Consider the following 24,487-nt stretch of genomic DNA (forward strand, 5'->3'; position numbering starts at 1 on the left):
GACCGTGGATCGATGACACATTTGGCGGCGCGGCTCCGACTGCACTATGAAGGATGCCGATCCGGCACAGCCTCTGCGAAGGAGTTCTTCCGTGAAGTACATGCTGTTGATCCACGCGAACCCCGCAACTGTCACGGGACGGTCCGAAGCCGAGACCATGAAGGTCTACGCCGAGATCGACGCCATCACCAAGGAGCTGTCCGAGTCCGGTGAGCTGATCGGCGGCGAGGTCCTGGCCGACGTGTCGCAGTCGAAGGTCGTCCGCGTCACCGGCGGCGTCCCGGTGACCACCGACGGCCCGTTCGTCGAGGCCAAGGAGCACCTGGCCGGCTACCTGATCGTCGAGACCGACAGCGAGCAGCGCGCGATCGACATCGCGGCCCGGTGGCCGGACGCCAGTGAGGGCGGCGCCATGGAGGTTCGGCCCATCATGGACATCGGCGGAACCGAGATGTGAGGTGGGACTGCGGGCCGGGCCACCCCGCTGTGGCCCGGCCCGCGCCCTCGCCGACGCCGCTGGTCAGTTGGGCAGCCCACGGACGAACGTCCGCAGGTCGGTGACCAGGAGAGCCGGCTGCTCAAGGGCGGGGAAGTGACCGCCCCGGTCGTACTCCGACCAGTGCGCGAGCGTCGGCAGGATGCCCTCCGCGAAGCGCCGCACCGGTCGTACCGCGTCCTCCGGGAACGCCGCCACGCCGACCGGCATGGCCAGCGGCCACGGGCCACCCCAGGTCCGCGCGAAGTCGGCGTCGCGGTGCGTCGACTCGAAGTAGAGCTGCGCGCTCGATCCCGCGGTCGCCGTCAACCAGAAGATCGTGACCGTGGTGAGGATGTGCTCGCGGCTGATCGCGTCCTCCGGTGCCTTGTCGGCGGCGGACCACTCCTTGAACTTCTCCACGATCCAGGCGAGCTGCCCGACCGGGGAGTCGGTGAGCCCGTAGGAGAGCGTCTGCGGTCGCGTCGACTGGATCTTCTGCCAGCCCATGCCGTCCTGCTGGAAATCCAGCGCGAAGCCCAGTTTCGCCTGGTCGGCGGGGCTGAGTTCGGCGAACTCGGTGAAGTCCGGCGGTGGGAACGTCACGCACATGTTGAGGTGCACCCCGCGTACGTGCTCCGGGTCGGCCAGACCCACGCGCAGCGAGATCGGTGAGCCCCAGTCGCCGCCCTGGGCCACGTACCTGTCGTAGCCGAGGTCCGCCATCAGCCTGGTCCACGCCCGGGCGACGCGCTCGGTGTCCCAGCCGGCCTGCCGGGTCGGCCCGGAGAAGCCGTATCCCGGGATGGTGGGGACGACGACGTGGAACGCGTCGGCCGCGTCACCACCGTGAGCGGCCGGGTCGACCAGCGCGTCGATGATGTCGACGAACTCGAAGCCGGTGCTCGGCCAGCCGTGCGTGAGCAGCAGCGGCGTGGCGCCCGGCACCTGCGAGCGGACATGCAGGAAGTGCACCTGGGCGCCGTCGATCTCGGTGACGAACTGCGGTATCTCGTTGAGCCGACGCTGGGTGGCGGCCCAGTCGTAACCGGAGTGCCAGTACTCGGCCAGCTCCCGCAGGTAGCCGACCGGCACGCCACGGCTCCACCCCACGTCGGGGATCTCGTCCGGCCACCGGGTCGCGGCGATCCGTCGGCGCAGGTCGTCGATGTCGGACGGTGGAACGTCGATCTGGTACGGGCGCATCGTCCTACCTCTCGGGTTGTGGCCGGCTGACCGGGGCAGCCGCCAGGGTCGGCGCCGGCGGCGGTACGGGCCGACCGGCCTTGCGCAGCACACGGACGATCCGGTCGGGGCGGAGCAGGCTGGTCGGCGGGTCGATCAGCCCGGCCACCCGGATGAAGCCGTTGGTCAGTTCCGCGTCGTGTACTGCGGCCCGCTGGTACCGGGCGACATACGCGTTGATCGTGCGGACCTTCGCGGTGCGACGACCCTGAACTCCCGCGTAACCGAGGTCGGCGCTGGCCGAGAAGTCCCACGGTGAGTCGATCTCGGCGGCGATTCGACGGAAGAACTCCCGCCAGTGCGGGATCGCGCCCTGGCGCAGAAGGCCGCCGAGTACCACCGACTCCACAGCGGCCACGGTCATGCCCTGGGCGTAGATCGGGTTGAAGCTGCACACCGCGTCGCCGAGCACCAGGAACCGATCCGGGAACCGGGTCAGGTGCTCGTAGCGGCGTCGGACGCTCGCCGGGTAGCGGAACTGCACGGGGTCGTCGAGCGGCTCGCAGTCGGCGAGCACTTTGGCGATCTCGGGCACCGGCACCGAGCGGACGAACTCTGCGAAACCCTCCGGATCGGTGGGCGGATGGTCGCCGAGAATGCCGGTCAGCGACAGCTCCAGCCGGTTGTCGTCGCCGGGCAGGCGGTAGAAGAAGGCGCCGCGTGGCTGCGCCGGCGTGGCCGCCGGGATGATCGCCAGATCGCTGCCGAACGGGTCGTACGGTGCCTGGTAGTGCCGCGTCGTGTAGGCGAGGTCGATCTTCACCTTGTCTTCGGTGGGCCGCGCGTACCCCAGCTCCGCCAACCAGGCCGGCGTGCGCGAGCCCCGGCCGGTGGCGTCGATGACCAGGTCGGCGTCGAGCACCTCGGGAGTGCTGCCGGGTGTCTGCGCCTGGATCCGCGCGCCGGTCACTGTCGCGCCGTCCGCGGTGACCGCCAGCCCGAGGACGTCGCGCTGCTGCAGGAACCGGACGTTGGGAATGGCCTGCACCCGCTTGCGCAGGTGGTACTCGAGCACGGGTCGGGTGGCGGGCACCGAGAGCAGCCCGGAGGTCGACGGCTTGAGCCGCTGCCCACCGAAGATCCACTGGATGTCGCCGTTGAAGTCACCGGGCTTGACGCCGGCGTTGACCAGGTCGGCCATCAGGCCGGGGAACTGCCGTTCGAAGATCTGCTGGCCCTTCGCGACCAGTCCGTGCGCGTGCCGACCGTGCGGGACTCCCCGCCGGTACGTCGGGTTGTCCACGACCTCGTCGCGGTCGACGAGCACCACGTCGTCGAACGACTCGGCTAGTTCCTTCGCCGCGAGGAGCGCCCCGAGGCTGGCGCCGAGCACGACCACACGGTCGCCCACCTTCCGGCCCGTTGTCACCGTTCTCCCCCGATCGTGGTCAGTGCCGCGTCCGGCCGGGTCAGCAGCTCGCGCAGCAGGTGCAGGTAACGGTCGACGAGGTCGTCGATCGTCTTCTGATCGAACAGGTGGGCGCTGAACCCGATCGCGCCGACGATGTCGTCGGACGGGCCGAGATGCAGCGACCAGAGGATGCCGTCGGGCATGTCGGAACCGACCGGCTGGGAGATGACCCGCCGCCACACCGCCGAGTACTCCAGGTCGCCCACCCGCTCGCGTTCCATCACGAACGGCGGCTGGATGACCTGGAAGAGGCAGGGCACGACGCCGGGCCCGACCGACGCCATCAGCTCGGGCGCCTCCTGCAGGACGTGCAGCAGCGGCACCTCGTGGGAGTACGCGCCGAGGCAGGTGGCGCGGGTCCGGGTGACCACGTCGCGGAAGGTGGTGGCGTCGGACAGGTCGGTCCGTAGCGGAACGAAGTTGAAGAACGAGCCGACCGTCTCCTGGAACCGACCGTGCCCGCGTCCGGGAGTGAACGTCGGCACGGTCAGGTCGGTGCTGCCGGTCCAGCGGCTCGCCAGCACGTAGAAGGCGGCCAACAGCACCATGAACGGTGAGGTGTGCGTGTCGGCCGCGAGGGCCGTGGTCGCCGACCGGAGTTCGGCGTCGGTGACGAAGCGGTGCCAGGTGGTGGTCGGCACGGTGTCGGCCGCCAACTCCCGGTCCGCCGCGGTCACCATGATCCGCCCGCCGGCCAGCTTGTCCCGCCAGTACTCACGGGCCGCCGCCAGCGGCGGAGCGTCCGCCTCGTCGTGCTGGGCGGCGATGTACTCGCGGTACTGCGGGGCCGTGCCCGCGGTGGGTGTCTCCCCGGCGGCCCGCTGGGCGTACGAGCGAGCCAGGTCACGCAGGATGATCTGCATCGACCAGGCGTCGGCCGCCGAGTGATGCGTGGTGAGGACCAGCACCGAGTCCGTCTCGTCGAAGCGCCCCAGCGTGGCCCGCAGCAGGGGCAGGTCGTGCACGTCGAGCGTGCCGGCCTCGATCTCGTTGATCAGCTCCTCGGCGCGGCGCTCGCGGTCGGCGGGGTCGACCCCGGGCAGGTCGCGGACGTCCACCTTCGGCGAGGTCACCGGCAACACCCGCTGCCCGTGCTCGCCGCCGCGCAGTACCGACGTCCGGAGGGCCTCGTGCTGCCCGATCACGTCCGCCAGCGCCAGATCGAGAACGTCCACATCTATCCGGCCGTGCACTCGCCAACCGTCGGCGATCAGGTAGTGCGGCCCGAACGGGCCGGTGGTCTCGCCCGTGTCGAACAGCAGGAGGAACTCCTGCTGCAGGGAGAGCGGGAGATCAGCGGTCGCCGGGGGTGGTTGCTGCGAGATGGTCATGAGCGCTCCTCACGGGGGGTTGGGCGGAGTCAGTCCACGACGAACTGACGCGGCCCGGGCGCACCCGCCCGCAGGCCGAGGCAGTCGGCGTTGTAGTCGTCGAGCAGATGCTGGGCCTGCTCGGACGCGCGGGCGAAGCGGCCCGACGGGTCCGCGTCGTGCAGCAGGATGTCTTCCATCGCGTGCGTCATCAGGCCCTGGATGCGGGGAAACTCGCCGAGTACGGCTCCCCGCGCGGCAGGTGAGCCGTCGGTCGCCAGCAGCTGCTCGATGGCGACCCTCTGATGTGGCCGCTCGTCGAACCAGCCGTCGCCGGCCAGCAGGTCGATGGCCGTCGTGGTGACAGGGATGAACCAGGTCGCCTTGTGCCGCTCGGCGACGGCCCGCGGGTTGAGCAGGTGTTGCAGGAACGCGAGCGCGCCGTCCCGGACCGCCGGCTGCACGCTGTCGGTCAGCCAGATCGCGTCACCGCCGACGATGTTGCCCGCGTAGCGGACCTCGCCGTTGTGCGGCATCCGGCCGACCTCGACGGTGAAGCCGTGGTCGCGGCCGGCCTGGATCAGCCACTCCGCCTCGACCGAGGAGCTGAGGACGAACGCCACCCGCTGCTCGGCGAACGCGGCGAAGTTCTCCTGCCAGGCCCGGCCGGTGTTCTCGCCGTACGCCTGCCCGCCGGTGTAGTGGTAGTGACCGTCGCGGTACAGACCGCGCCACCACTGCGCGAAGGCCACCATCTCCGGCACGGCGAGGTCGACCTTCTCGGCGCGACCGTCGCGGCCGTTGGCGTGGTCGGCGAGCAGGCCACCCTGCTGGGCGACCGCCTGCTGGAAGATCCAGCCGTGGTTGGGCCAGGTGATCGCCGGCCCGCCGGTGTGCGCGCTGACCGCCTTGCAGGCGGCCGTCACCTCGGCCCAGGTGGTCGGCAGCGCGGTCACTCCCGCCGCCGCGAGCAACGTGGTGTTGGCGTACAGCAGGGTGGTCGAGACCAGCGGGGGAGCCGCGAGCAGCAGGCCGTCCGCCGAGTAGTACCCCCGTGCCGGGGCCACGATGTCGTCGGTGACCACCGGCTCGCCGAGCACCGTGGTGCGGTCGGCGAGCGTCGTCGCGACCGGCCGGAACAGCGGTGCGCCGTGGACGTCGCGCATGTCCCGGGCCAGTTGCGTGGAGGTGTGGAAGTACTGCACGAGGGCCGGGGCGGCACCGCGTCTGGCCGCGGCGTCCACATCGGCGGGCAACGTCTTGTAGCTCGACTCGCGAACCCGGATCCGGTAGCCGGGGTGGGCGTCGTGGAAGCTCGCGGCCAGGGCCCGGATCCCGCCCACGTAGTCGGGCACGGCCGGGTAGCTGGGCAGCCAGATGTCGATGCTGATGGGCTCGGCGTCCGTCCTCACGCAACAGTCCTCCGGCATCTCGATGGGGGTCGCCCAAAGGTTGCCCGCCGATGCGGGGAGCGGTCATCTCCGCGAGTGCTACGCCGCGCGGCGGGCGGCGACTGCGCACGACGGAAGTCGTCCCGAGCACCCGTTCGCGGCAGAACGTGGGTACGCCGGAAAGACATGTCGAAAACCGCGCGTCGGCTTCGACATGGCGGTAGAGGGGCCTCGGGGCGTCGAAGACCGCCGTCGCAGGCTCATGAGGCCGAGAAGGGATCGACACGATGGATAACTCCACGTCGGCGCCAGCGAACGACCTGGCGGGACGTAAGGAATGGATCGGGCTGGCGGTGCTGGCACTGCCGGCGATGCTGGTGGCGATGGATATCGGAGCGCTGTTCCTGGCGCTGCCGCATCTCAGCGCGGACCTCGGCGTCACCAGCGTGGAGCAGCTGTGGATCATCGACATCTACGGTTTCCTGCTGGCCGGCTTCCTGCTCACCATGGGCACCCTCGGTGACCGGGTCGGGCGCCGTCGACTGCTCATGATCGGCGCGGTCGCGTTCACGGTGGCCTCGGTGCTCGCCGCGTACGCCAACAGCGGCACCACCCTGATCATCGCGCGGGCCCTGCTGGGCATCGCCGGCGCGACCTTGTCGCCGTCGACGCTGGCGCTGATCACCAACATGTTCCGCAACGAGAAGCAGCGGGGCGTGGCGATCTCGATCTGGGCTTCCGCGCTCTTCGGTGGCACCGCGATCGGGCCGGTCGTCGGCGGCGTGATGGTCGAGCACTTCTGGTGGGGCTCGGTGTTCCTGCTCGGTGTCCCGTTCATGATCGTGCTGCTGGCCACCGGGTTCGTGCTGCTGCCCGAGTACCGCGACCCCAGCGCGGGCAAGTTCGACCTGTTCAGCGTGGTGCTGTCGCTCGGTGCGATCCTGCCGGTGGTGTACGGCGTCAAGGAGTTCGCCGCGAGTGACTCGGACAACCCGGCCGTCGCGGGCGGCGCGATCCTGCTCGGCCTGGTGGTCGGCTGGATCTTCATCCGCCGCCAGTCCCGGCTGGAGCACCCGTTGATCGATCTCGCGATGTTCCGGAACGCCGCCTTCAGCGGCACCCTCGTCACGATGATGTTCGCCTCGGCCGCGCTCGCCGGCATCAGCCTGATGAGCACGCAGTACATCCAGAGCGTCGAGGGCCTTTCGCCTGGCGCGTCCGGCCTCTGGCAGGCGCCCACCGGTCTGGGCATCGCGATCGGCAGCATGGCCACGCCGATGCTGATGAAGTCGCTCAAGCCGGCCACCGCGATCATGATCGGGCTCGGCATCTCCCTGGTGGCGATGCTGGTGCTGACCCAGGCCGGCAGCTCCGGGTGGCTGATCGCGATCGTCGTCGCGGTCGCGCTCGTCGCGCTCGGCACCGGTCCGCTGTTCACCCAGGGCACCGGCATGGTGGTCAGCTCCGTAGCCCCGGAGAAGGCCGGCTCGGCCGCTTCGCTCTCCGAGACCAGCAACGTGTTCGGGTCGACGCTGGGCCTCGCGCTGTTGGGCAGCGTCGGTGCCGCCGTCTACCGCGACCGGATGGCCGACGCGCCGTTGACCGACGTACCCCCGGAGGTTGCCGACGTGTCCCGGGAGAACGTCGCCGCGGCGACCGCCGCAGCCGACTCGCTGCCGGGCAACCTGGCCACCGCCCTCCGCGACGTCGCCGGCGAGGCGTTCACCACGGCGACGAACGTGGTGGCCGGCGTCGAGGCGTTGCTGGTCATCGCCCTGATCGTGCTGGTGGCGGTGACGCTGCGGAACAAGCCCGCCCCGCAGACGCCCGGGTCCGACCCGACGGCGTCGTCAGCGCCTGCCTCGTCGCCCGCGTCCGCGTCGTCGTCGGAGACCGTGCCCACCACCGGTGCCGTCTAGGCCGGACACCCCGATACGCCAACGGCGGCCGCCCATCCCCCCGGGCGACCGCCGTTGGTCCGTCCGCCGCCTAGCGCAGCATCGTCGTACCGGGGCTGGCGTCGAGGCGGAACAGGCCGGTGGGATCGACGCGGGTGCGGACGCGGTCCGCCCGGTCGATCTGCTCCGGGTCGAGGTGCCGTTGCGGCTGCTGCCAGCTCTCCACGAACGTGGGCGCGGTGCGGCCGGTGTCCCAGGGCGCCAGCGCCGCCCGGACGACAGCGCAGTGCTTCTCGATCGTCGCGGTGGCCTCGGGGCCGTCGGGGATCGCGTTGCCCAGATACGAGTAGCGGGCGTCGTAGTGGTCGAGCGCCCCACCCCGAGGGTCCGGCACTGCCAACGCCCCACCGAGCTGGCGCAGCTCCGCCGTGATCAGCGGCGATCCCGAGCCGGTCGCCGCCAGGAACGCGGCCGACGCCCGCTCGTCGAGGTCCGCGAGCAGCAGATGGTCGCCGACGATCGGCACCGGCTCGTCCGGCCCGAGCTGAGCGCGGACCACCTCGGCCGGCGTACACGGCAGCCACGACTCGACCACCGGGGCGGCCACCGCGCGCAGCTCGTCCAACAGCTCGGTCAGCCCGCTCGGCGCGTCGTCGGCTCGCACCTCGGTCGCCGCCACCCCGATCATCGTTCCGCTCCTCAGCTCGACCGGCACCATGGGTACGTCGGGCAGGTTGAGCACCTGGAACGCGCTGGTGACCTCCCACGGCGCGGTAGCGGCCCAGCGGGTCCACCGCCTCAGCAGCTCCGCCGCGTGCACCACCGGCCAGTACGCCGAACCGGTGACCACCGGCCGGGCCGGGAACAGCCGTATCTCGACCGCGACCACCACCCCGAACCCACCGCCGCCGCCCCGCAGGGCCCAGAACAGCTCCGGATCGTGGTCGGCGTCGACGCGGTGCAGCTCACCGTCGGCGGTGACCAGGTCGACGGCCGTCACACTGTTGGCCGCGAGCCCGACCAGCCGCCCGTAGACACTGACGCCGCCGCGCAGCAGGTAGCCGACCGCGCCGACGTCGGCCGACGAGCCGTGCGGCGCGGCCAGTTGGTACGGTGCCGCCGCGTCGACGACGGCGCCCCAGCGGGTGCCGGCGGGAATCAGCGCGGTCCGGCGCGCCGGGTCGATCTGCACCGCACCGTCCATCTCGGTACGCACCAGCACCGACCCGCTCATCTCCCGCGCCGCCGCGGCGCCGTGGCCGGTGCTGTGCACCCGCACCGGCATGCACGTCGTCCGGGCGTACGTGAGCACGTCCCGCAGCTCGGTAAGGGTGCGCACGGTGCGCGCGGCGGCCGGTCGGGGTGCTCCGTGCAGGTTGAACACCGTCGTGGCGTGCTCGTAGGCCGGATCGTGGGGGAAGTACACCTCGCCTGCCATCGTGGCTCCCTGGGTGGTGTGGACCGCTCAATCGGGCAGCCGCACCGACAGACCGTGCCGGAAGATGTCCCGGGGGTCGTAGCGGCGCTTGACCCGCTGGAGGCGGGGATAGTTGTCCTTGAAGTAGAGGGTGTGCCAGGGCACGCCGGAGGTGTTCCACTCCGGATCGGCCAGGTCGACGTCGGGGTAGCTGATGTAGGAGCCGTCACTGACGTCGCCGGACACCGGGACGCCGCCGCTCTCGGCGTAGACGTCCCGGTAGAACGCGCGGACCCAGGCGGTGTTGACGGCGTCGTCGTCGGGTGACTGCCAGGCGCCCGCGCTGTACGACGCCTTCACCACGCTGTCCCGCTGTGCCGCGGCGGTGGCGTCCGACGGCACCGCGTTGACCTGTCCGCCGAACGCGGTGAGCACGATGCCGGCAGCCGGGTTGGCGTACTCCGGGTCGGCCAGGTAGCGGAAGATCGTGGCCAGTTGCTTGTCGGTGTAGCCCCGGCGTAGATAGCCGGCCTTGTTCTTGTAGCGCCCCTTCGGGTCGCTGGGCCAGCTGTATGAGGGCATCCAGCTCGCCATCCAGTCGACCACGTTCCGGTCGACGGACCGGGGGGTCAACCCGGTGCCGTCCCCGATCGCCGCGAGCTGGTCGTCGAGCATCCGGGCGGCACCCTCGACCGCGTCGTCGATAACAGCGGTGAGCGCCACGATGCCGGCCGAGCGGTGCATGACGATGAGGTTGCTCCACAGCTGGGTCTCCGGTGCGTCGACGGCGCTGTGCCGCTCCAGCCAGCCGCAGTAGTTCGCGATCAGTCGGGTCAGTGCGTCCTCGGTCATCCCGTCCCACGACCACAGCACGTCGCAGCGGCGGATCCGGCGGGGCGCCGTGGGCAGCAGACGCGACGGGTCGTCGGAGTCGACTCCCGGGCTGCGCAGCCAGAACCGGGTGACCACGCCGAAGCTGCCGCCGCCGCCGCCCGCGGTCGCCCACCACAGCTCGTGGTGCGGGTCGTCGGGCTCCCGGGTGGCGACCACCACGTCGACGGTGCCCGACTCGTCGACGACGACCACCTCCACCGCGTACAGGTGGTCGACGACCAGTCCGTCGCGGCGGGACAGGTGACCGTAGCCGCCGCCGGTGATGTGGCCGCCGACGCCGACCTCGAAGCAGGTGCCGCCGGGGATCGTGACGCCCCAGGTGTCGTAAAGGATCGGGTAGAGCGCCCCGAGAGTGATGCCGGCCTCGACCATGATTGCCCGCCGGTGCGCGTCGTAGGACACCGCGCTCATCGGCGCGAGGTCGATCAGCATCTGGATCTCGGGATTGGCGAAGAAGTCCTCGAAGCAGTGGCCGCCGCTGCGCACCGCCACCCGCCGCCCCGAGTCGACGGCCTCCCGCACGGCGGCGGCGACCTCGGCGGTGGTGCGGACCTGACGGACGTAATCGGGGCGGCCGGTGAAGCGGTGGTTGTATCCCTCGACGAGTGCGGCGTAGCGCGGGTCGTCGGGCAGGATGTCGGTCATGTGGGTGGGTCCCTCCGCTGGGCGACGACCATCAGACCCTCACATCCGCCGGCCGGTGGACGCATCTCTGATCGTGCGAACAGGACGGCCGCCCCACCGACAGCGGGCGGGGCGGCCGCTTCGTCCACCACGTCGGACATGCTCAGGTCCGTGCGGGGCTCTCGAGCACCGCCGGGTCGGCGTCCGGGTCGGTGAGCAGGATGTGGGGGTCCTCCATCTCGTACCAGCCCACGCCAGGCGGGCAACGGTCGTAGCCGAGCAGGCGCTGGACCTCCTCGGGGAGCGTGAGGACGACGTCGCGCGGCACCGCCAGGAACTGGTTCTCCTCCTGCCGCAGGTTGCCGAGGTCGTAGGAGACGGTGAGGCTGGTCCGCGACTCGGTGGAGACGTTGCCGCCGCCACCGTGGTAGACGCCGCCCAGCCAGAGCAGCGCCGACCCGGCGGGCATCGCGGCCGGGATCGCCTCGTTGTAGCGCGGGGCACGCTCGTCGTCCCAGTGATGGCTGCCCGGGATCACGAGGGTGGCGCCGTTCTCCTGGGTGAACTCGCTCAGCGCGAGCATCAACTGCACCCGCGTCGTCGGGCCCGGGTGTCGACGCAGGTGCAGCGAGTCGTCGCGGTGCAGCGGCTGACGGCCCTGCCCCGGGTCGATCTGGATGGCCTGGGTCGCGCTGATCTGGATGTTGGGCGTCATCTCGATGCGGGCCTGACCGACCCACATGTGCACCGGCTTCTCCATGATCTGCCGCGCCGCGCCCAGATACAGCGGGTGCAGGAAGATCGGGGTCAGGTGGCTGGTACGCCGGAACAGCGACGAGACCCGTCGGGTCAGGTGACCGTCGTACCCGCTCTTGCTGTAGCGCGTGCCGTCGAGCAGGGGGCCCAGGTCTTCCCAGAGGCCGTCGAGCGTGGTCTGGTCGACGAAGTTCTCGATGATGATGCAGCCGTCGCGCTCCAGCACGGTGACCACGTCGTCGAGGGGGGCATCGGACGTCACCCGGACGAACTCCACCATGGTCGGACTACCTTCCTCGGGCTTCGGCCTTCGCGACGATGTCGCGCGTGAAAGTGGCCAGGTCGGGGTCTTCGAAGAGGTCACCAAGGTCCATCTGGACGCCGATCTCCTCCTGTACGCGGGCGACGATCCGCACGGCGGAGATGGACTGCCCATTCAGCTCGAAGAACGTTCCGTCGGTCTGGTCGGCGGGTACGTTGAGAACGTCCCGCCAGATGGATTCGACCTGCTTTTCGATATCGGTGACGGTCAGCGTGCCAGGTGGGTCGATCGGCATGGGAATCCTCCCGAGATAAGAGCTGATGGTTGCCGCACGGGTCGGCCGGCGAATTCGGCGACCCCCACCGCATATGATGTCGGTGATATCGCCGAATGTGTTCTTCGCTATTGCGCTCTCGTCGGGCTCATTCGAATAGCCCAGACAAACGGACGGCCGGGCCCGGAGCGATTGCCGCATCCGGACCCGGCCGCGCTGTGCGCCCCTGTTACAGGTACTGCGTGTTCGGCCCCATTCCGCACAGAATCCGGCCGTACAGTTCGAGGTTGGTGTTGGGGTGCATGATCGCGTGCAGGTTCAGCGTCTGGACGTCGCGCTGGATCCGCTGGATCGGCACATGCTGGTAGACCGAGGATCCTCCGCTCGCCGTGCGGAGCACGTCGACGGCGTCCTTGGCCGCCTGGCAGGCGGCGCCGAGGTCGAGGCGTGCCTTGGCGCGTTCCTCGAGCGTCCACTCCTCGCCCGACTTGCCCTTGCGGTCCACCCGGTCGGCGGCCCGGTACTCGTGGAACTCTGCCTGGTCGATCTTGATTTCGGCCTCGGCGACCTGGAGGTGGGTCAGCGGCGCCTGGCTCTGGTCGGGATAGTCGGTATAGGTGATCTTTCGGCCGGGGAGCCGCTCGAAGAACGCCTCCTTGGCGGCGCGGGCCAGGCCCAGCGCGGTCGCGCCGACGGTCGCGCAGGCCACCGGCATGAAGGGGCCACCCCACATCGTGGTGTTCGGGTCCTGCTGCAGCGGGTGCTGACCCATGATGATCGGGACCATCGACATGACGCGCTCCTCGGGCAGGAACACGCCGTCGGCGACCGTCGAGACGCTGCCGGAGCCGCGCAGGCCCGACGTGTGCCAGTCGTCGATGACCTGCAGGTCGGCCATCGGGATCAGGGTCATGATCGGTTCGTAGCCCCCGTCGGGGGTGGGCCGCACGGCGGCGTTGGCGTTCCACTGGCTCTGCGTCGCGCCGGTGTTGAACGACCACTTGCCGTTGAGCAGGTAGCCGCCCTCGGTCGGGACGGCCACGGCGGTCGGGCTGAGGATGCCACTGATCCGGACCGACGGGTCGGCGAAGACCTCTTCCCGCACCGAGTCCGGGAAGAGGCCGGTGATCCAGCTGCTGATGTGCCAGACCGCCACGGTCCAGGCGGCTGAGCCGTCACCACGGGCCAGTTCGGCGATGACCTCGACGACGGCGCGAGTGTCGGACTCGGAGCCGCCGAACCTCTCGGGCACCCGCATCCGCAGGATGCCCGCGTCACTCAACGCCTCCACGACCTCGTCGTGCAGTCGGCGATTGTCCTCGCTCCACTGGGCGTGCCGGGCCAGCAACGGCACCAGCTCGGCGGCCGCGCGGACGAGGTCGGCGCGGGGCGGAGCGTCGGTGATCGACATCGATCCTCCTCGAAGGGTTGGGGAGTCCGTGAATTGCGCGTCGGAACTGACGGCGGACGCCCATATGACCCTTGCACCACCGCTGCCGTCACGCATCTTCCGGAGTGCGCTGCTCCCGGCCGGGGCAAGAGCCGAACCGGAGCAATATGGAAGGTGCGCCGTTCCGGTTCAGGCAGGTGATATTGACTTCCGTCGTAGCGGACTTTGCTGCGCCCGTCGTCGAAGGGATTTCCGATATGGAACGGTTCCGAGTGGACATTCTTCAGGAGGACGTGGACGATCTCCGCCGCCGACTGCGGGAGACCCGCTGGCCCGTGCTCTTCGACGCCGGCTGGGACCGCGGCGTGCCCGTCGACTACCTACGCGAACTCGCGGACTACTGGTGCGACGAGTTCGACTGGCGCGCGATGGAGCGGCGCATCAACGAGGTGCCACAGTTCGTCACCACCATCAACGGCTCGCCTGTGCACTTCCTGCACGTACGCTCACCGGAGCCGAACGCCAGTCCGATGATCATCACGCACGGCTGGCCCGGCTCGGTGACCGAGTTCCTCGACGTGATCGGCCCGCTGACCGACCCCGTCGCGCACGGCGGGGACGCGGCCGACGCCTTTCATCTGGTGATCCCGTCGATGCCGGGATTCGGGTTCTCCGGGCCGATGCCGGCGCCCGGCTGGAACAACCTCACTGTCGCCAAGGCCTGGGCGGAGCTGATGAGCCGGCTCGGCTACGACCGCTATCTCGCGCAGGGCGGCGACTTCGGCGCCGGCATCTCGTACGCGTTGGCCCAGATCGACGCGGAGCACGTCGTGGGTCTTCACCTGAACACGCTGGTGACCACGCCGGCGGCCGACGGCTCGGACGTGCTCGACGACGAGGATCGGCGGCGCCTGGCCCGCTCGCAGCGTTTCCTCGACGTGCTGGCCGGTTCGATGAAGCTGCAGGCGACCCGGCCGCACACCATCGCGTACGCGTTGAGCGACTCGCCGGTCGGCCAGCTCGCCTGGATCGTGGAGAAGTTCAAGGACTGGGCCGACGCCGGCAAGGTGCCCGAGGACGCGGTCGAACGGGACCGGATCCTGGCCATCGCCTCGATCTTCTGGTTCACCGGCACGGCCGGCTCGTCGGCGCAGTTCTACTACGAGACCGTCGACTACCTGCCAATCTCGAACCCCACAGTGCGCTACGCGCCGATCCGGCAGCCGCTCGGCGTCGCGGTGTTCCCGCAGGGTGTGTTCCTACCGATCCGCCGGTTCGTCGAGCGCGACTTCCCGACCCTGCGGCACTGGTCGGAGTTCGACCGTGGTGGCCACTTCGCGGCCCTGGAGGAGCCCGACCTGTTCGTCGGCGACGTGCGGGCGTTCGCCCGCGTCGTGCGGGCCGGCTCGTGACCCACACCGAACCCCGGGTCGACGACTTCCGGGCGGTGGGGGAGCGGCTGCGAAACTGGGGTCGCTGGGGCCCGGACGACGAGCGCGGCACCATCAACCTCATCACACCGGAGCGGTTGGTCGCGGCCGGCCGACTGATTCGCGCGGGACGGACCTTCGACCTGGGGATCAACCTGGACGACAAGGGGCCGCAGAACGGCCGCTTCCGCAGCAACCCCGTACACCTGATGTCGGAGACCGGCGCGGAGCAGGTGTTTCCCGGTGGCTTCCGGTACGCCGACGATTTCCTGTTCATGCCGATCCAGGCATCGTCGCAGTGGGACGCGCTGGCCCACGTCTTCTACGACGGCCAGTTCTACAACGGCTTTCCCGCCGACGAGCTGACCGTCAAGGGCGCCGCCCGCTGCGGAATCGACCGGCAGGGCAAGGGGATCGCCGGTCGGGGTGTGCTGCTCGATATCCCCGCGGTGCGCGGCGTGCCGTGGCTGGAGGTCGGCGACGTCATCACCCCCGCCGATCTGGACGCGGCCATCACCCGGCAGGGCGGCGTGGACGTCGGTCCGGGAGACATCCTGCTGGTCCGTACCGGTTGGCGGCGCAAGTTCGTCGAGCAGGGGCAGGACGCCGGATTCATGGCCGGGGAACCCGGCCTGGGGCTGGCCAGCTGCCAGTGGCTGCGGGACCGCGACGTCGCGGCGGTCTGCGCCGACAACTGGGCCGTCGAGGCGTTGCCGGGCGAGGACCCGGGCGCCTTCCTGGCCGTGCACATGGTGTTGATCCGGGACATGGGCCTGACGCTCGGCGAGATCCTCGACTTCGAGGAGCTGACCGAGGACTGCCGAGCCGACGGGGTGTGGGAGTTCTTCTTCGCGGCGCCGCCGCTCAAGATCACCCGCGCTGTCGGTTCGCCGATCAACCCGCTCGCCATCAAGTGATCCGACCACCCTGAAACGGGGAAGCCATGGGACGCCACCTCTTCACGTCCGAATCGGTGACCGAGGGTCACCCCGACAAGATCGCCGACCAGATCAGCGACGGCATTCTCGACGCGCTGCTGGCCGCGGACCCGCACAGCCGGGTCGCCGTCGAAACGCTCATCACCACAGGTCAGGTGCACGTCGCGGGCGAGGTGACCACCAGCGCCTACACCGACATCCCGACGATCGTCCGGGAGACGATCCTGGGCATCGGGTACGACTCGTCGCACAAGGGTTTCGACGGAGCGTCCTGCGGCGTCAGCGTGTCGATCGGCGCGCAGTCGCGCGACATCGCCCTCGGGGTGGACCAGGCGGGCGCCGCGCAGGGCGCGGGCGACCAGGGGATGATGTTCGGCTTCGCGTGCGATCAGACGCCGGAGCTCATGCCGCTGCCGATCGCGCTGGCCCACCGGTTGTCCCGCCGGCTCACCGCCGTGCGCAAGGACGGCCTGCTGCCGTACCTGTGGCCGGACGGCAAGACCCAGGTCACCATCGAGTACGACGCCGGGCGTCCGGTGCGGGTCGACACCGTGGTGGTCTCGGCTCAACACGCCCCCCACATCTCGCTGGAGTCGATGCTGAGCCCGGAGGTCCGGGACAGCGTCGTGCTTCCGGAATTGGAACCGCTCGACCTCGACGTGGACAATTTCCGGTTGCTGGTCAACCCCACCGGGCGATTCGAGATCGGTGGCCCGATGGGTGACGCGGGACTGACCGGCCGAAAGATAATCGTCGATACCTACGGCGGGTACGCCCGCCACGGTGGTGGCGCGTTCTCCGGCAAGGATCCGTCCAAGGTGGATCGTTCGGCGGCGTACGCGATGCGGTGGGTGGCGAAGACCATCGTCGCGGCCGGCCTGGCCCGGAAGTGCGAGACCCAGGTGGCGTACGCGATCGGCGTCGCCGAGCCGGTGAGCCTGTCGATCGAGACGTTCGGCACCGAGACCGTCGCGCCGGAGCGGATCGAGAAGGCAGTGGCGGAGGTGTTCGACCTGCGCCCGGCGGCCATCATCCGGGACCTCGACCTGCTCCGCCCGATCTATGGAGCGACGTCGGCGTACGGGCACTTTGGTCGGCAGTTGCCCACCTTCACCTGGGAGGACACCAGCCGGGCCGAGAGCCTGGCGTCGCTCGCCGCGTAGCGCCTGCGCGCCGAGAACGTAACCCCTTCAACACCGCAATTCGGAAGTTGAGGGCCGGAACCCTGCATTGACATACTTTTCCGAGCAGAAGGGGGCGGTCGCAGATGTCCATTCACGACACGACGAGCGTGCTTCCCACCTCCGCGGCACAGGACGGCCTCTGGTTCCTCGACCGTCTGACGCCCCGGTCCCCGGCGCTGCACCGCTACCGGGCGTACCGGATCGCCGGTCCGCTCGAGGTCGCCGCGCTGCGGACGGCCTGGACGACGCTTGTCGACCGGCACGAGATCCTGCGCGTCCGCTTCACCGAATCCGGCCGCGCCGTGTTCGACGAGAGCCTGCCCGCCGTGATGTCCGTGGTGGACTGCTCGACCGGCGGACGCCAGGGCCAACCGACGGTCGAGGCGTTCCTCGCCGCCGAGGTGGCGGCCCCGTTCCTCCTCGACCGGGGCCCAATGGCCCGGCTCACCGTGGCCCGGCTGGCCCCGTTGCGGCACTGCCTGGTGCTCGTCGTGCACCAGATCGTCGCCGACGAGACCTCGATGTCGACCCTGATCGACGAGCTGGGTCGGCACTACGCCGAGGCTCTGGGCGGCACACCGGCGCGCCCGGTCGGCGCGGATGCCGCACCGCGGTTCTCCGAGCACGTGCGCGCCGCACGCGCGGTCGAGGCCGCCGCCCGACGGGCCGAGAAATGGTGGCGCGAGGCCACCCCGCCGGCGCCGGTCGAGCTGCCCACCGACCGGCACCGGGGCGCCGACGTCGACTGGCGGGCCGGCGTGTACCACTTCGACTGGGGTGTCGAGCTGACCGCCGACGTACACCGGCTCGCGCTCGACGCCGGCACGGTTCCGCTCGCGGTCGTGCTCGCCGCCCTGGAGGTGGTGCTGGCCCGCTACAGCGGGGAGCGCCGGATCGCGGTCGGCACCCGGGTCGGCACCCGGCTCGCGACCACACCGACCGGGCTGGTCGGGCCGTTCGAGAACCTCGCCCTGATCGATGTCGACCTGACCGGCGCGCCGACCTTCCGAGAGCTTGTCGACCAGGTCGCCGGCCGTCTCGACGCGCTGTCCGACCAGCGGCACCTGCCGTTCGGCCGTCTCGTCGAACTGCTCGGCGCACCCCGGGACCCGCGCACGATCCCGCTGGTCAACGTGCTGGTCGACGAGGCAGCCGAGGAACACTCCACCCTGCGCCTGGCCCACACCACGGCCAGCCGGCAGGACGTCGACCCGCCGGCGACGATGGCCGACCTGGAACTGCGGGTGGCGACCCGGCCGGCGACGATCGGCACCTTCGCCTACCGCGCCGAGCTGTTCGACGACGAATCCGTCGAACGGATCGCCAACCAGGTGCTGACCGTCCTCGCCGCCGGGGTCGCCACGCCGGACACGCCGGCGACCGCCCTGCCGATGGACCAGCCGACCCCCTCCGCCCATGAGCTGGGCGGTGACGACCGGATCGCCGACGGACCACCGGTCGACGCGCCGGTGCACGAACTGGTGCGACGGATCGTCGACGCCCACCCGGAGCGCCTGGCGGTGCTCACCGACAGCGGCGGTCTCACGTACGCCGGGCTGTGGTCGCGGGCCCGGGAAATCGCCGCCGCCCTGCTCGCGCGGGGTGCGGGCGGACGGCCGGTGGTGGTGCGACTCCCCTCCGGCCCGGAGCAGATCGCCGCGTTGCTCGGGGTGCTCGTCGCCGGCGACCACCTGTGCTGGTTCGGCACCGGGGACGTGGGTGATCGCGGTCGCGCCGTGCTCGCCGACCTGCGTCCCGCGTGTCTGCTGGTCGCCGGTGACCCGGACGACGACGAGCTGGCCCGCTGGGCACGCATCGAACTCGACATCGCCGTGCACGACGTGGCGACCCTGACCGGGGCCGGGGCGCTGCCGACGGTCGACGCTGACGCGGTCGCCTACGTCGCCTACACCTCCGGATCGACCGGACGGCCCAAGGGCATCGCCCAGCCGCACTCGGCGTTCGGCCAGTTCGTCACCTGGCTCGGCACGCAGTTCGAGATGGGCGGCGGCGCCCGGGTAGCGCAGTGGGTGGCACCCGACCACGACCCCGCCCTGTGCGAGGTGTTCGCCACCCTGACCAGCGGCGGCACGCTGTGCCTGCCCGCGCCGGACATCCGGATCCACGGCGAGAGGCTCGTCGACTGGATGGCCAACCGGGAGATCACCCACCTGCAGACCGTGCCGAGTTTCGCCCGGGAACTGCTGCGGGTGGTCACGAGCCGCGCGGACCGGCCCATGCGCGCCCTGCGGCACCTGCTGCTGATGGGTGAGGCGCTGCCGGGCGAACTGGTCAACCGGTTGCACGGCAGCCTGCCCGACGTGCACCTGGCGAATCTCTACGGGCCGACCGAGACGATCGCGGCCACCTGGCAGCCGATCGACCGACCGGTGGATGGTTCGACGCCGATCGGACGGGCGATTCCCGGCCGGCAGGTGCTCGTCCTCGACGCCGACGAGCGGCCCTGTCCGCAGGGTGTCACAGGCGCCATCGTCATCCGCAGTCCCTTCGTGGCCGCCGGCTATCTCGGCGCGGTCGATCCGTCCACGGCGTTCGCCCCGGTCGGTGGACAGTCCGACATCCGCACCTACCGCACAGGTGATCTGGGCCGTTGGCGCTTCGACGGCGCCCTGGAATACCGGGGCCGCGAGGATTTCCAGATCAAGGTGTACGGCGTGCGCCTCGAACTGGGCGACGTCGAGGCCGCGCTGCAGACGCACTCCTCGGTACGTGAGTGCGGCGTGGTCGCGGTCCGCGGACCGGACGGGATGGTCAACCGCCTCGACGCGTACGTCGTGCCGATCCGAGCCGGAGAGGGCTCGCCCGAGGTGTGGCGGGCCCACCTGCGCCAGCGGCTCGGCAAGGTGATCCCCGTCGTGTTCCGTACCGTGCACGACCGGCTTCCCCGCAACATCGGGGGCAAGGTCGACCGGCGGCGGCTGCCCGAGCTGGCGCGCCCGATGGGGGCTGCGGCGACGGTGGCACTGACCGACACCGAGCAGACCCTCGCGGCCCTGTGGGCCGAGGTGGTCGACGCGGGCGTACCGGGCCTCGACGACAGCTTCTTCACGGCCGGCGGACGCTCCGCGCTGATCCCGGCTCTGCTCCACCGCGTCTCCGAACGGTTCGGCGTGCACGTGCCGATCCGCGACTTCTACGCCAACCCGTCGCTCCGCACCCTCGCCAACGCTGTCAGCGTCGCCGGCGACGAGGACGGACCACGACGGCAGGCACCGGGCGTCGCCCATTCCGGCGAGCCCACCAGACCCGACCCGGCACCACGGCTGTGATGAGGTGAGGACAGTGACAACGAACGAGAACATTGTCGTGCTGGACGGCGACACTCTCGACATTCCGGGCATTCGCCGGATCGCCGAGGACGACGCCACCTGCGAGGTGTCGCCGTCGGCGCTCGCCCGAGCGGGCAAGAGCCGCGCGATGTTCGAGGACATCGTGCGTCAGGACATCCCGGTGTACGGGGTGACCACCGGATACGGCGAGATGATCTACATGCTGGTCGACCCCTCCAAGGAGGTCGAACTCCAGACCAACCTGGTGCGGAGCCACAGCGCCGGCGTCGGCCCGCTGTTCGCCCGGGACGAGTCGCGGGCGATCGTGACCGCTCGGCTCAACGCGCTGGCCAAGGGCCACTCCGCGGTACGCCCCGAGTTGCTGGAGCGGCTCGCGCTCTACCTCAACCTGGGCATCACCCCGGCCATTCCGGAGATCGGTTCGCTCGGCGCGAGCGGCGACCTCGCGCCGCTGTCGCACATCGCGTCCACGGTGATCGGCGAGGGCTACGTGCTCGACGGCACCGGCAAGGTGCCCACCGGTCAGGTGTTGCGCAAGCACGGCATCGAGCCGTTGGAACTGCGTTTCAAGGAGGGGCTCGCGCTGATCAACGGCACGTCGGCGATGACCGGTGTCGGCGCGCTCGTGGCTGACCGGGCCATGACGCAGGTACGCCAGGCGGAGATCGTCACCGCCCTGGTGATCGAGGCGCTGCGGGGCTCGATGAGCCCGTTCCAGCCCGAGGGGCACGACATCGCGCGACCGCACCAGGGGCAGATCGACACGGCGGCCAACCTGCGGACGCTGATGCGCGGCAGCCTGTCCACTGTGGAGCATAGTGAGCTGCGCAAGGAGGTGGCCGCCGGCAAGGAGTCCGGCAAGGACGTCACGCGGACGAAGGTCTACCTGCAGAAGGCGTACTCACTGCGGGCCATCCCGCAGATCCTGGGCTCCGTGCGGGACACGCTCTACCACGCGATCAACAAGATCGGCATCGAGTTGAACTCGGCGAACGACAACCCGCTCTTCTTCGAGGGCGAGGAGATCTTCCACGGCGCCAACTTCCACGGACAGCCGGTCGCGTTCGTCATGGACTTCCTCACGATCGCGCTGACCCAGCTCGGCGTGCTCTCCGAGCGGCAGTCCAACCGCCTGCTCAACCGGCACCTGAGCTACGGTCTGCCGGAGTTCCTGGTCACCGGTGATCCGGGCCTGAACAGCGGTTTCGCCGGCGCCCAGTACCCCGCGACCGCCCTGATCGCGGAGAACCGCACCATCGGGCCGGCGAGCACGCAGAGCGTCCCGTCCAACGGCGACAACCAGGACGTGGTCAGCATGGGGCTGATCTCCACCCGCAACGCCCGCCGGGTGCTGCGCAACAACGACACGATCCTGGCCCTGGAGTACCTGGCCGCGGCGCAGGCCGTCGACATCTCCAAGCGGTACGGCGACCTGAGCCCGGTCGCCAAGGCCACCTACGACCACGTCCGGTCGATGGTGCCGACTCTGGACCGCGACCGCTACATGGCCGACGACCTGGAGACCGTCACCGCCGCCCTGTCCCGCGGTGAGTTCGCCGCCGCTGCCGCGAGCGCTCAGCAGAGCGACCTACGGTGACCAGGCCCTACACCGGCGCGGAGTACATCGAGAGCCTGCGTGACGATCGCGAGATCTACCTCTACGGCGACCGGGTCAAGGACGTCACGACGCATCCGGCGTTCGCCAACGCGGTACGCATGACCGCGCGGCTCTACGACTCGCTCCACGACCCGGCCACCGCACCGGTGCTCACCGCACCGGTGGACAGCGGCGGCACGGGCTTCACCCACCGGTTCTTCACCACGCCGCACAGCGCCGAGGACCTGGTCGCCGACCAGAAGGCCATCGCGGCGTGGGCCCGGATGAGCTACGGCTGGATGGGGCGCAGTCCGGACTACAAGGCATCCTTCCTCGGCACCCTCGGCGCGAACGCCGACTTCTACGGCGAGTACGCGGACAACGCCCGGGCCTGGTACCGCCGCTCCCAGGAGCAGGTGCAGTTCTGGAACCACGCGGTCGTGCACCCACCGGTCGACCGTAACCGGCCGCCCGACGAGGTACGCGACGTGTTCGTCCACGTCGAGCGGGAGACCGACTCCGGCCTGATCGTCAGCGGCGCGAAGGTCGTCGCGACCGGGTCCGCGCTGACCCACTTCAACTTCATCTCGCACCACGGAATGCCTGTCAAACGGCGGGAGTTCGCGCTGATCGCCACGGTGCCGATGGGCGCCCGCGGGATGAAGCTGATCTGCCGGCCGTCGTACGCCGCGACGGCAGCGGTGATGGGCAGCCCGTTCGACTACCCACTGTCGTCACGGCTGGACGAGAACGACACGGTGCTCATCCTGGACAAGGTCGAGATCCCGTGGGAGAACGTGTTCGTCTACGGCGACCTTGGCAAGGTGCAGATGTTCGGCGGGCGCTCGGGGTTCACCGAGCGGTTCACGTTCCACGGCATGACCCGGCTGGCGGTGAAACTCGAATTCATCGCCGGCCTGCTGGCCAAGGCGTTGGACATGACCGGCACGAAGGACTTCCGGGGGGTGCAGAGCCGCCTGGGTGAGGTGCTGGCCTGGCGCAATCTCTTCTGGGCGCTGTCCGACGCCGCCGCGCGCAACCCCGTGCCGTGGAAGAACGGGGCGGTGCTGCCGAACCCGGAGTACGGGCAGGCGTACCGGTGGTTCATGCAGGTGGGTTATCCCCGGGTCCGCGAGATCATCATGCAGGACGTGGCCAGCGGGCTCATCTACCTCAACTCCAGCGCCGACGACTTCAAGAACCCGGCGATCCGCGGATACCTGGACCAGTACATGCGGGGCTCCGACGGCAGCACCGCGATGGAGCGGGTGAAGCTGATGAAGCTGCTGTGGGACGCGGTCGGCACCGAGTTCGGCGGACGGCACGAGCTCTACGAGCGCAACTACTCCGGCAACCACGAGAACACCCGGGTCGAGATGTACTTCGCGCAACTCGCCTCGGGGCAGATAGACGGCTACAAGCGGTTCGTCGACGAGTGCATGAGCGAGTACGACATCGACGGCTGGACCGTGCCGGACCTCGCGTCCTTCGATCACCTGCGGTGGGCGCGCAACGATCTCTCGACGTGAGGAGCGCTGATGTTGCAGGACAAAGTCGCAGTGGTCGCCGGTGTGGGGCCCGGGCTCGGACGGGCGATCGCGCTCGCCTGTGCCCGGGCCGGCGCCGACGTCGTACTGGCCGCGCGTAACGAGTCGGTCCTCGCCGAGGTCGCCAAGGAGGTCGAACAGCTCGGCCGGCGGGCGCTCGCGGCACCGACCGACCTGACCGACGACGCCGCGGTCGCCGCCCTGGCCGACTCGGCGCTGCAGGCGTTCGGGCGGGTGGACGTGTTGGTGTACAACGCGTTCGCGGTGCCGGCCTTCGCCGACCTCACAGCGATCGACGTCGACGCCGTGCGGGCGAGCCTGGAAACCGACGTGTTCGGGGCGCTGCGGATCACCCAACGGCTGGCCCCGACGCTGACCGAGCACAACGGCGCCATCGTCATGATCAATGCGATGGTGGTACGGCAGTCGAAGCCGTCGTTCGGCGCGTACCGGATGTCGAAGTCCGGTCTGCTCGCGCTGGCGCAGAGCCTCTCGACCGAGCTGGGTCCATCAGGCGTGCGGGTGAACACGGTGATGCCCAACTACGTCTGGTCCGACGGGCTCCGCGGCTACTTCGCCTACCTGGCCCAGGAACGCGGCATCACCGAGAAGCAGGTCTACGACGAGACGGCGGCGAGCCTCGACCTGCGTCGCCTGCCCGAGGCGGACGAGGTGGCCAACGCCGTCGTCTTCCTCGCGTCAGACCTGGCCAGCGCCATCACCGGGCAGTGTCTCGACGTGAACGCCGGCGAGCTGCATCGCTGACAGATCGGGGCGCAGCACCTCGGCGCCCCCGAGATAGACGTGCCGCACGGCCGCTCGCGGCCGTGCGGTCAGCACGTGGGCCAGCATCCGCACGACCCGGGGCAGCGCGCCGGGCACGTCGATCTCGGCGGCGCACAACAGGGGTACGTCGTGCAGACCGAGCTGCCGGGCGGCGACCGCCGGGAAACAGCTCACCAGGTCGGGTGTGGCGGTGAACAGGATGCTGACGAGGTCGTCCGGCGCCAGTTCGTTGCGCCGGACGACCTCGTCGAGCAGGAGCCGCGTACCGGCCCCGACCACATCTGGACTGTCCCGGTCGACCTGGATCGCGCCCCGGATCGCCCGCAGGGTCGGTGCCGTCATCGTCG

At 70.2% G+C, this 24,487-nt stretch carries 19 protein-coding genes; 9 read left to right on the plus strand and 10 right to left on the minus strand.

The window, feature by feature from the left end; genetic code table 11:
• The first annotated feature begins 100 nt into the window (after window positions 1-100).
• Window positions 101-457 (plus strand): YciI family protein, encoded by a 357-nt coding sequence (locus tag ABZ794_RS01945; RefSeq protein WP_210780711.1) that lies wholly within the window; start codon window positions 101-103, stop codon window positions 455-457.
• Between the two features lie 63 nt (window positions 458-520).
• On the opposite strand, the gene ABZ794_RS01950 is transcribed toward ABZ794_RS01945, so the two are convergent.
• Genes ABZ794_RS01950 through ABZ794_RS01965 form a run of 4 tightly spaced genes read right to left on the minus strand, consistent with a single transcriptional unit; the run spans window position 521 to window position 5,853 of the window.
• A complete protein-coding gene (locus tag ABZ794_RS01950; RefSeq protein WP_210780603.1) occupies window positions 521-1,681 on the minus strand; it encodes an epoxide hydrolase family protein in 1,161 nt (386 codons plus the stop codon).
• A 4-nt stretch (window positions 1,682-1,685) separates the two neighbouring features.
• The gene (locus ABZ794_RS01955) at window positions 1,686-3,071 is read right to left on the minus strand and encodes an FAD-binding monooxygenase (protein WP_247668661.1); all 1,386 of its coding nucleotides are present in this window, start codon (window positions 3,069-3,071) and stop codon (window positions 1,686-1,688) included.
• Between the two features lie 14 nt (window positions 3,072-3,085).
• A complete protein-coding gene (locus ABZ794_RS01960; protein ID WP_357513775.1) occupies window positions 3,086-4,462 on the minus strand; it encodes a condensation domain-containing protein in 1,377 nt (458 codons plus the stop codon).
• Between the two features lie 29 nt (window positions 4,463-4,491).
• Complete coding sequence (locus ABZ794_RS01965) at window positions 4,492-5,853, minus strand: extracellular solute-binding protein (RefSeq protein WP_357513777.1); 1,362 nt, start codon at window positions 5,851-5,853, stop codon at window positions 4,492-4,494.
• Window positions 5,854-6,119: 266 nt separating this feature from the next.
• Between ABZ794_RS01965 and ABZ794_RS01970 the strand changes: the two genes are divergently transcribed.
• On the plus strand, window positions 6,120-7,751 hold the full coding sequence (locus ABZ794_RS01970; protein WP_210780600.1) for an MFS transporter: 1,632 nt from the start codon (window positions 6,120-6,122) through the stop codon (window positions 7,749-7,751).
• A gap of 70 nt (window positions 7,752-7,821) precedes the next feature.
• On the opposite strand, the gene ABZ794_RS01975 is transcribed toward ABZ794_RS01970, so the two are convergent.
• The 5 genes from ABZ794_RS01975 to ABZ794_RS01995 all read right to left on the minus strand — a co-directional run bounded on the left by ABZ794_RS01975 (window position 7,822) and on the right by ABZ794_RS01995 (window position 13,368).
• A complete protein-coding gene (locus tag ABZ794_RS01975; RefSeq protein WP_210780599.1) occupies window positions 7,822-9,168 on the minus strand; it encodes an FAD-dependent oxidoreductase in 1,347 nt (448 codons plus the stop codon).
• Between the two features lie 27 nt (window positions 9,169-9,195).
• Complete coding sequence (locus tag ABZ794_RS01980) at window positions 9,196-10,686, minus strand: FAD-binding protein (protein WP_210780598.1); 1,491 nt, start codon at window positions 10,684-10,686, stop codon at window positions 9,196-9,198.
• Between the two features lie 142 nt (window positions 10,687-10,828).
• Complete coding sequence (locus ABZ794_RS01985) at window positions 10,829-11,701, minus strand: phytanoyl-CoA dioxygenase family protein (protein WP_210780597.1); 873 nt, start codon at window positions 11,699-11,701, stop codon at window positions 10,829-10,831.
• Between the two features lie 7 nt (window positions 11,702-11,708).
• Window positions 11,709-11,978 carry a phosphopantetheine-binding protein gene (locus ABZ794_RS01990; protein WP_210780596.1) on the minus strand — a complete coding sequence of 90 codons (270 nt, stop codon included), beginning with the start codon at window positions 11,976-11,978 and terminating at the stop codon, window positions 11,709-11,711.
• Window positions 11,979-12,186: 208 nt separating this feature from the next.
• A complete protein-coding gene (locus ABZ794_RS01995) occupies window positions 12,187-13,368 on the minus strand; it encodes an acyl-CoA dehydrogenase family protein (protein ID WP_210780595.1) in 1,182 nt (393 codons plus the stop codon).
• 236 nt (window positions 13,369-13,604) lie between these two features.
• Between ABZ794_RS01995 and ABZ794_RS02000 the strand changes: the two genes are divergently transcribed.
• The 7 genes from ABZ794_RS02000 (at window position 13,605) to ABZ794_RS02030 (ending at window position 24,119) form a co-directional block, all read left to right on the plus strand.
• Window positions 13,605-14,759 carry an epoxide hydrolase family protein gene (locus ABZ794_RS02000; RefSeq protein ID WP_210780594.1) on the plus strand — a complete coding sequence of 385 codons (1,155 nt, stop codon included), beginning with the start codon at window positions 13,605-13,607 and terminating at the stop codon, window positions 14,757-14,759.
• Complete coding sequence (locus ABZ794_RS02005; RefSeq protein ID WP_210780593.1) at window positions 14,756-15,694, plus strand: cyclase family protein; 939 nt, start codon at window positions 14,756-14,758, stop codon at window positions 15,692-15,694. The genes ABZ794_RS02000 and ABZ794_RS02005 overlap by 4 nt, the downstream gene beginning before the upstream one ends.
• Window positions 15,695-15,720: 26 nt before the next feature.
• The gene (gene metK / locus ABZ794_RS02010) at window positions 15,721-16,878 is read left to right on the plus strand and encodes a methionine adenosyltransferase (RefSeq protein WP_210780592.1); all 1,158 of its coding nucleotides are present in this window, start codon (window positions 15,721-15,723) and stop codon (window positions 16,876-16,878) included.
• 104 nt (window positions 16,879-16,982) lie between these two features.
• Window positions 16,983-20,189 carry an AMP-binding protein gene (locus ABZ794_RS02015; protein ID WP_210780591.1) on the plus strand — a complete coding sequence of 1,069 codons (3,207 nt, stop codon included), beginning with the start codon at window positions 16,983-16,985 and terminating at the stop codon, window positions 20,187-20,189.
• Window positions 20,190-20,202: 13 nt separating this feature from the next.
• The gene (cmdF, locus tag ABZ794_RS02020; RefSeq protein ID WP_210780590.1) at window positions 20,203-21,807 is read left to right on the plus strand and encodes a tyrosine 2,3-aminomutase; all 1,605 of its coding nucleotides are present in this window, start codon (window positions 20,203-20,205) and stop codon (window positions 21,805-21,807) included.
• A complete protein-coding gene (locus tag ABZ794_RS02025) occupies window positions 21,804-23,336 on the plus strand; it encodes a 4-hydroxyphenylacetate 3-hydroxylase N-terminal domain-containing protein (protein ID WP_210780589.1) in 1,533 nt (510 codons plus the stop codon). Before cmdF ends, ABZ794_RS02025 begins: the two co-directional genes overlap by 4 nt.
• Before the next feature lie 6 nt (window positions 23,337-23,342).
• Entirely contained in the window at window positions 23,343-24,119 is a 777-nt protein-coding gene (locus ABZ794_RS02030) for an SDR family oxidoreductase (protein WP_210780710.1), read from the plus strand.
• Here the strand turns inward: ABZ794_RS02030 and aroH are convergent.
• Window positions 24,054-24,482, minus strand: coding sequence for a chorismate mutase (gene aroH / locus ABZ794_RS02035; RefSeq protein WP_238661001.1), 429 nt, complete (start codon window positions 24,480-24,482; stop codon window positions 24,054-24,056). The two genes, ABZ794_RS02030 and aroH, sit on opposite strands and share 66 nt — an antisense overlap.
• Window positions 24,483-24,487 lie beyond the last annotated feature (5 nt).

Origin of the sequence: Micromonospora sp. NPDC047187, assembly GCF_040643355.1 — a bacterium.
Classification (GTDB): domain Bacteria; phylum Actinomycetota; class Actinomycetes; order Mycobacteriales; family Micromonosporaceae; genus Micromonospora; species Micromonospora salmantinae.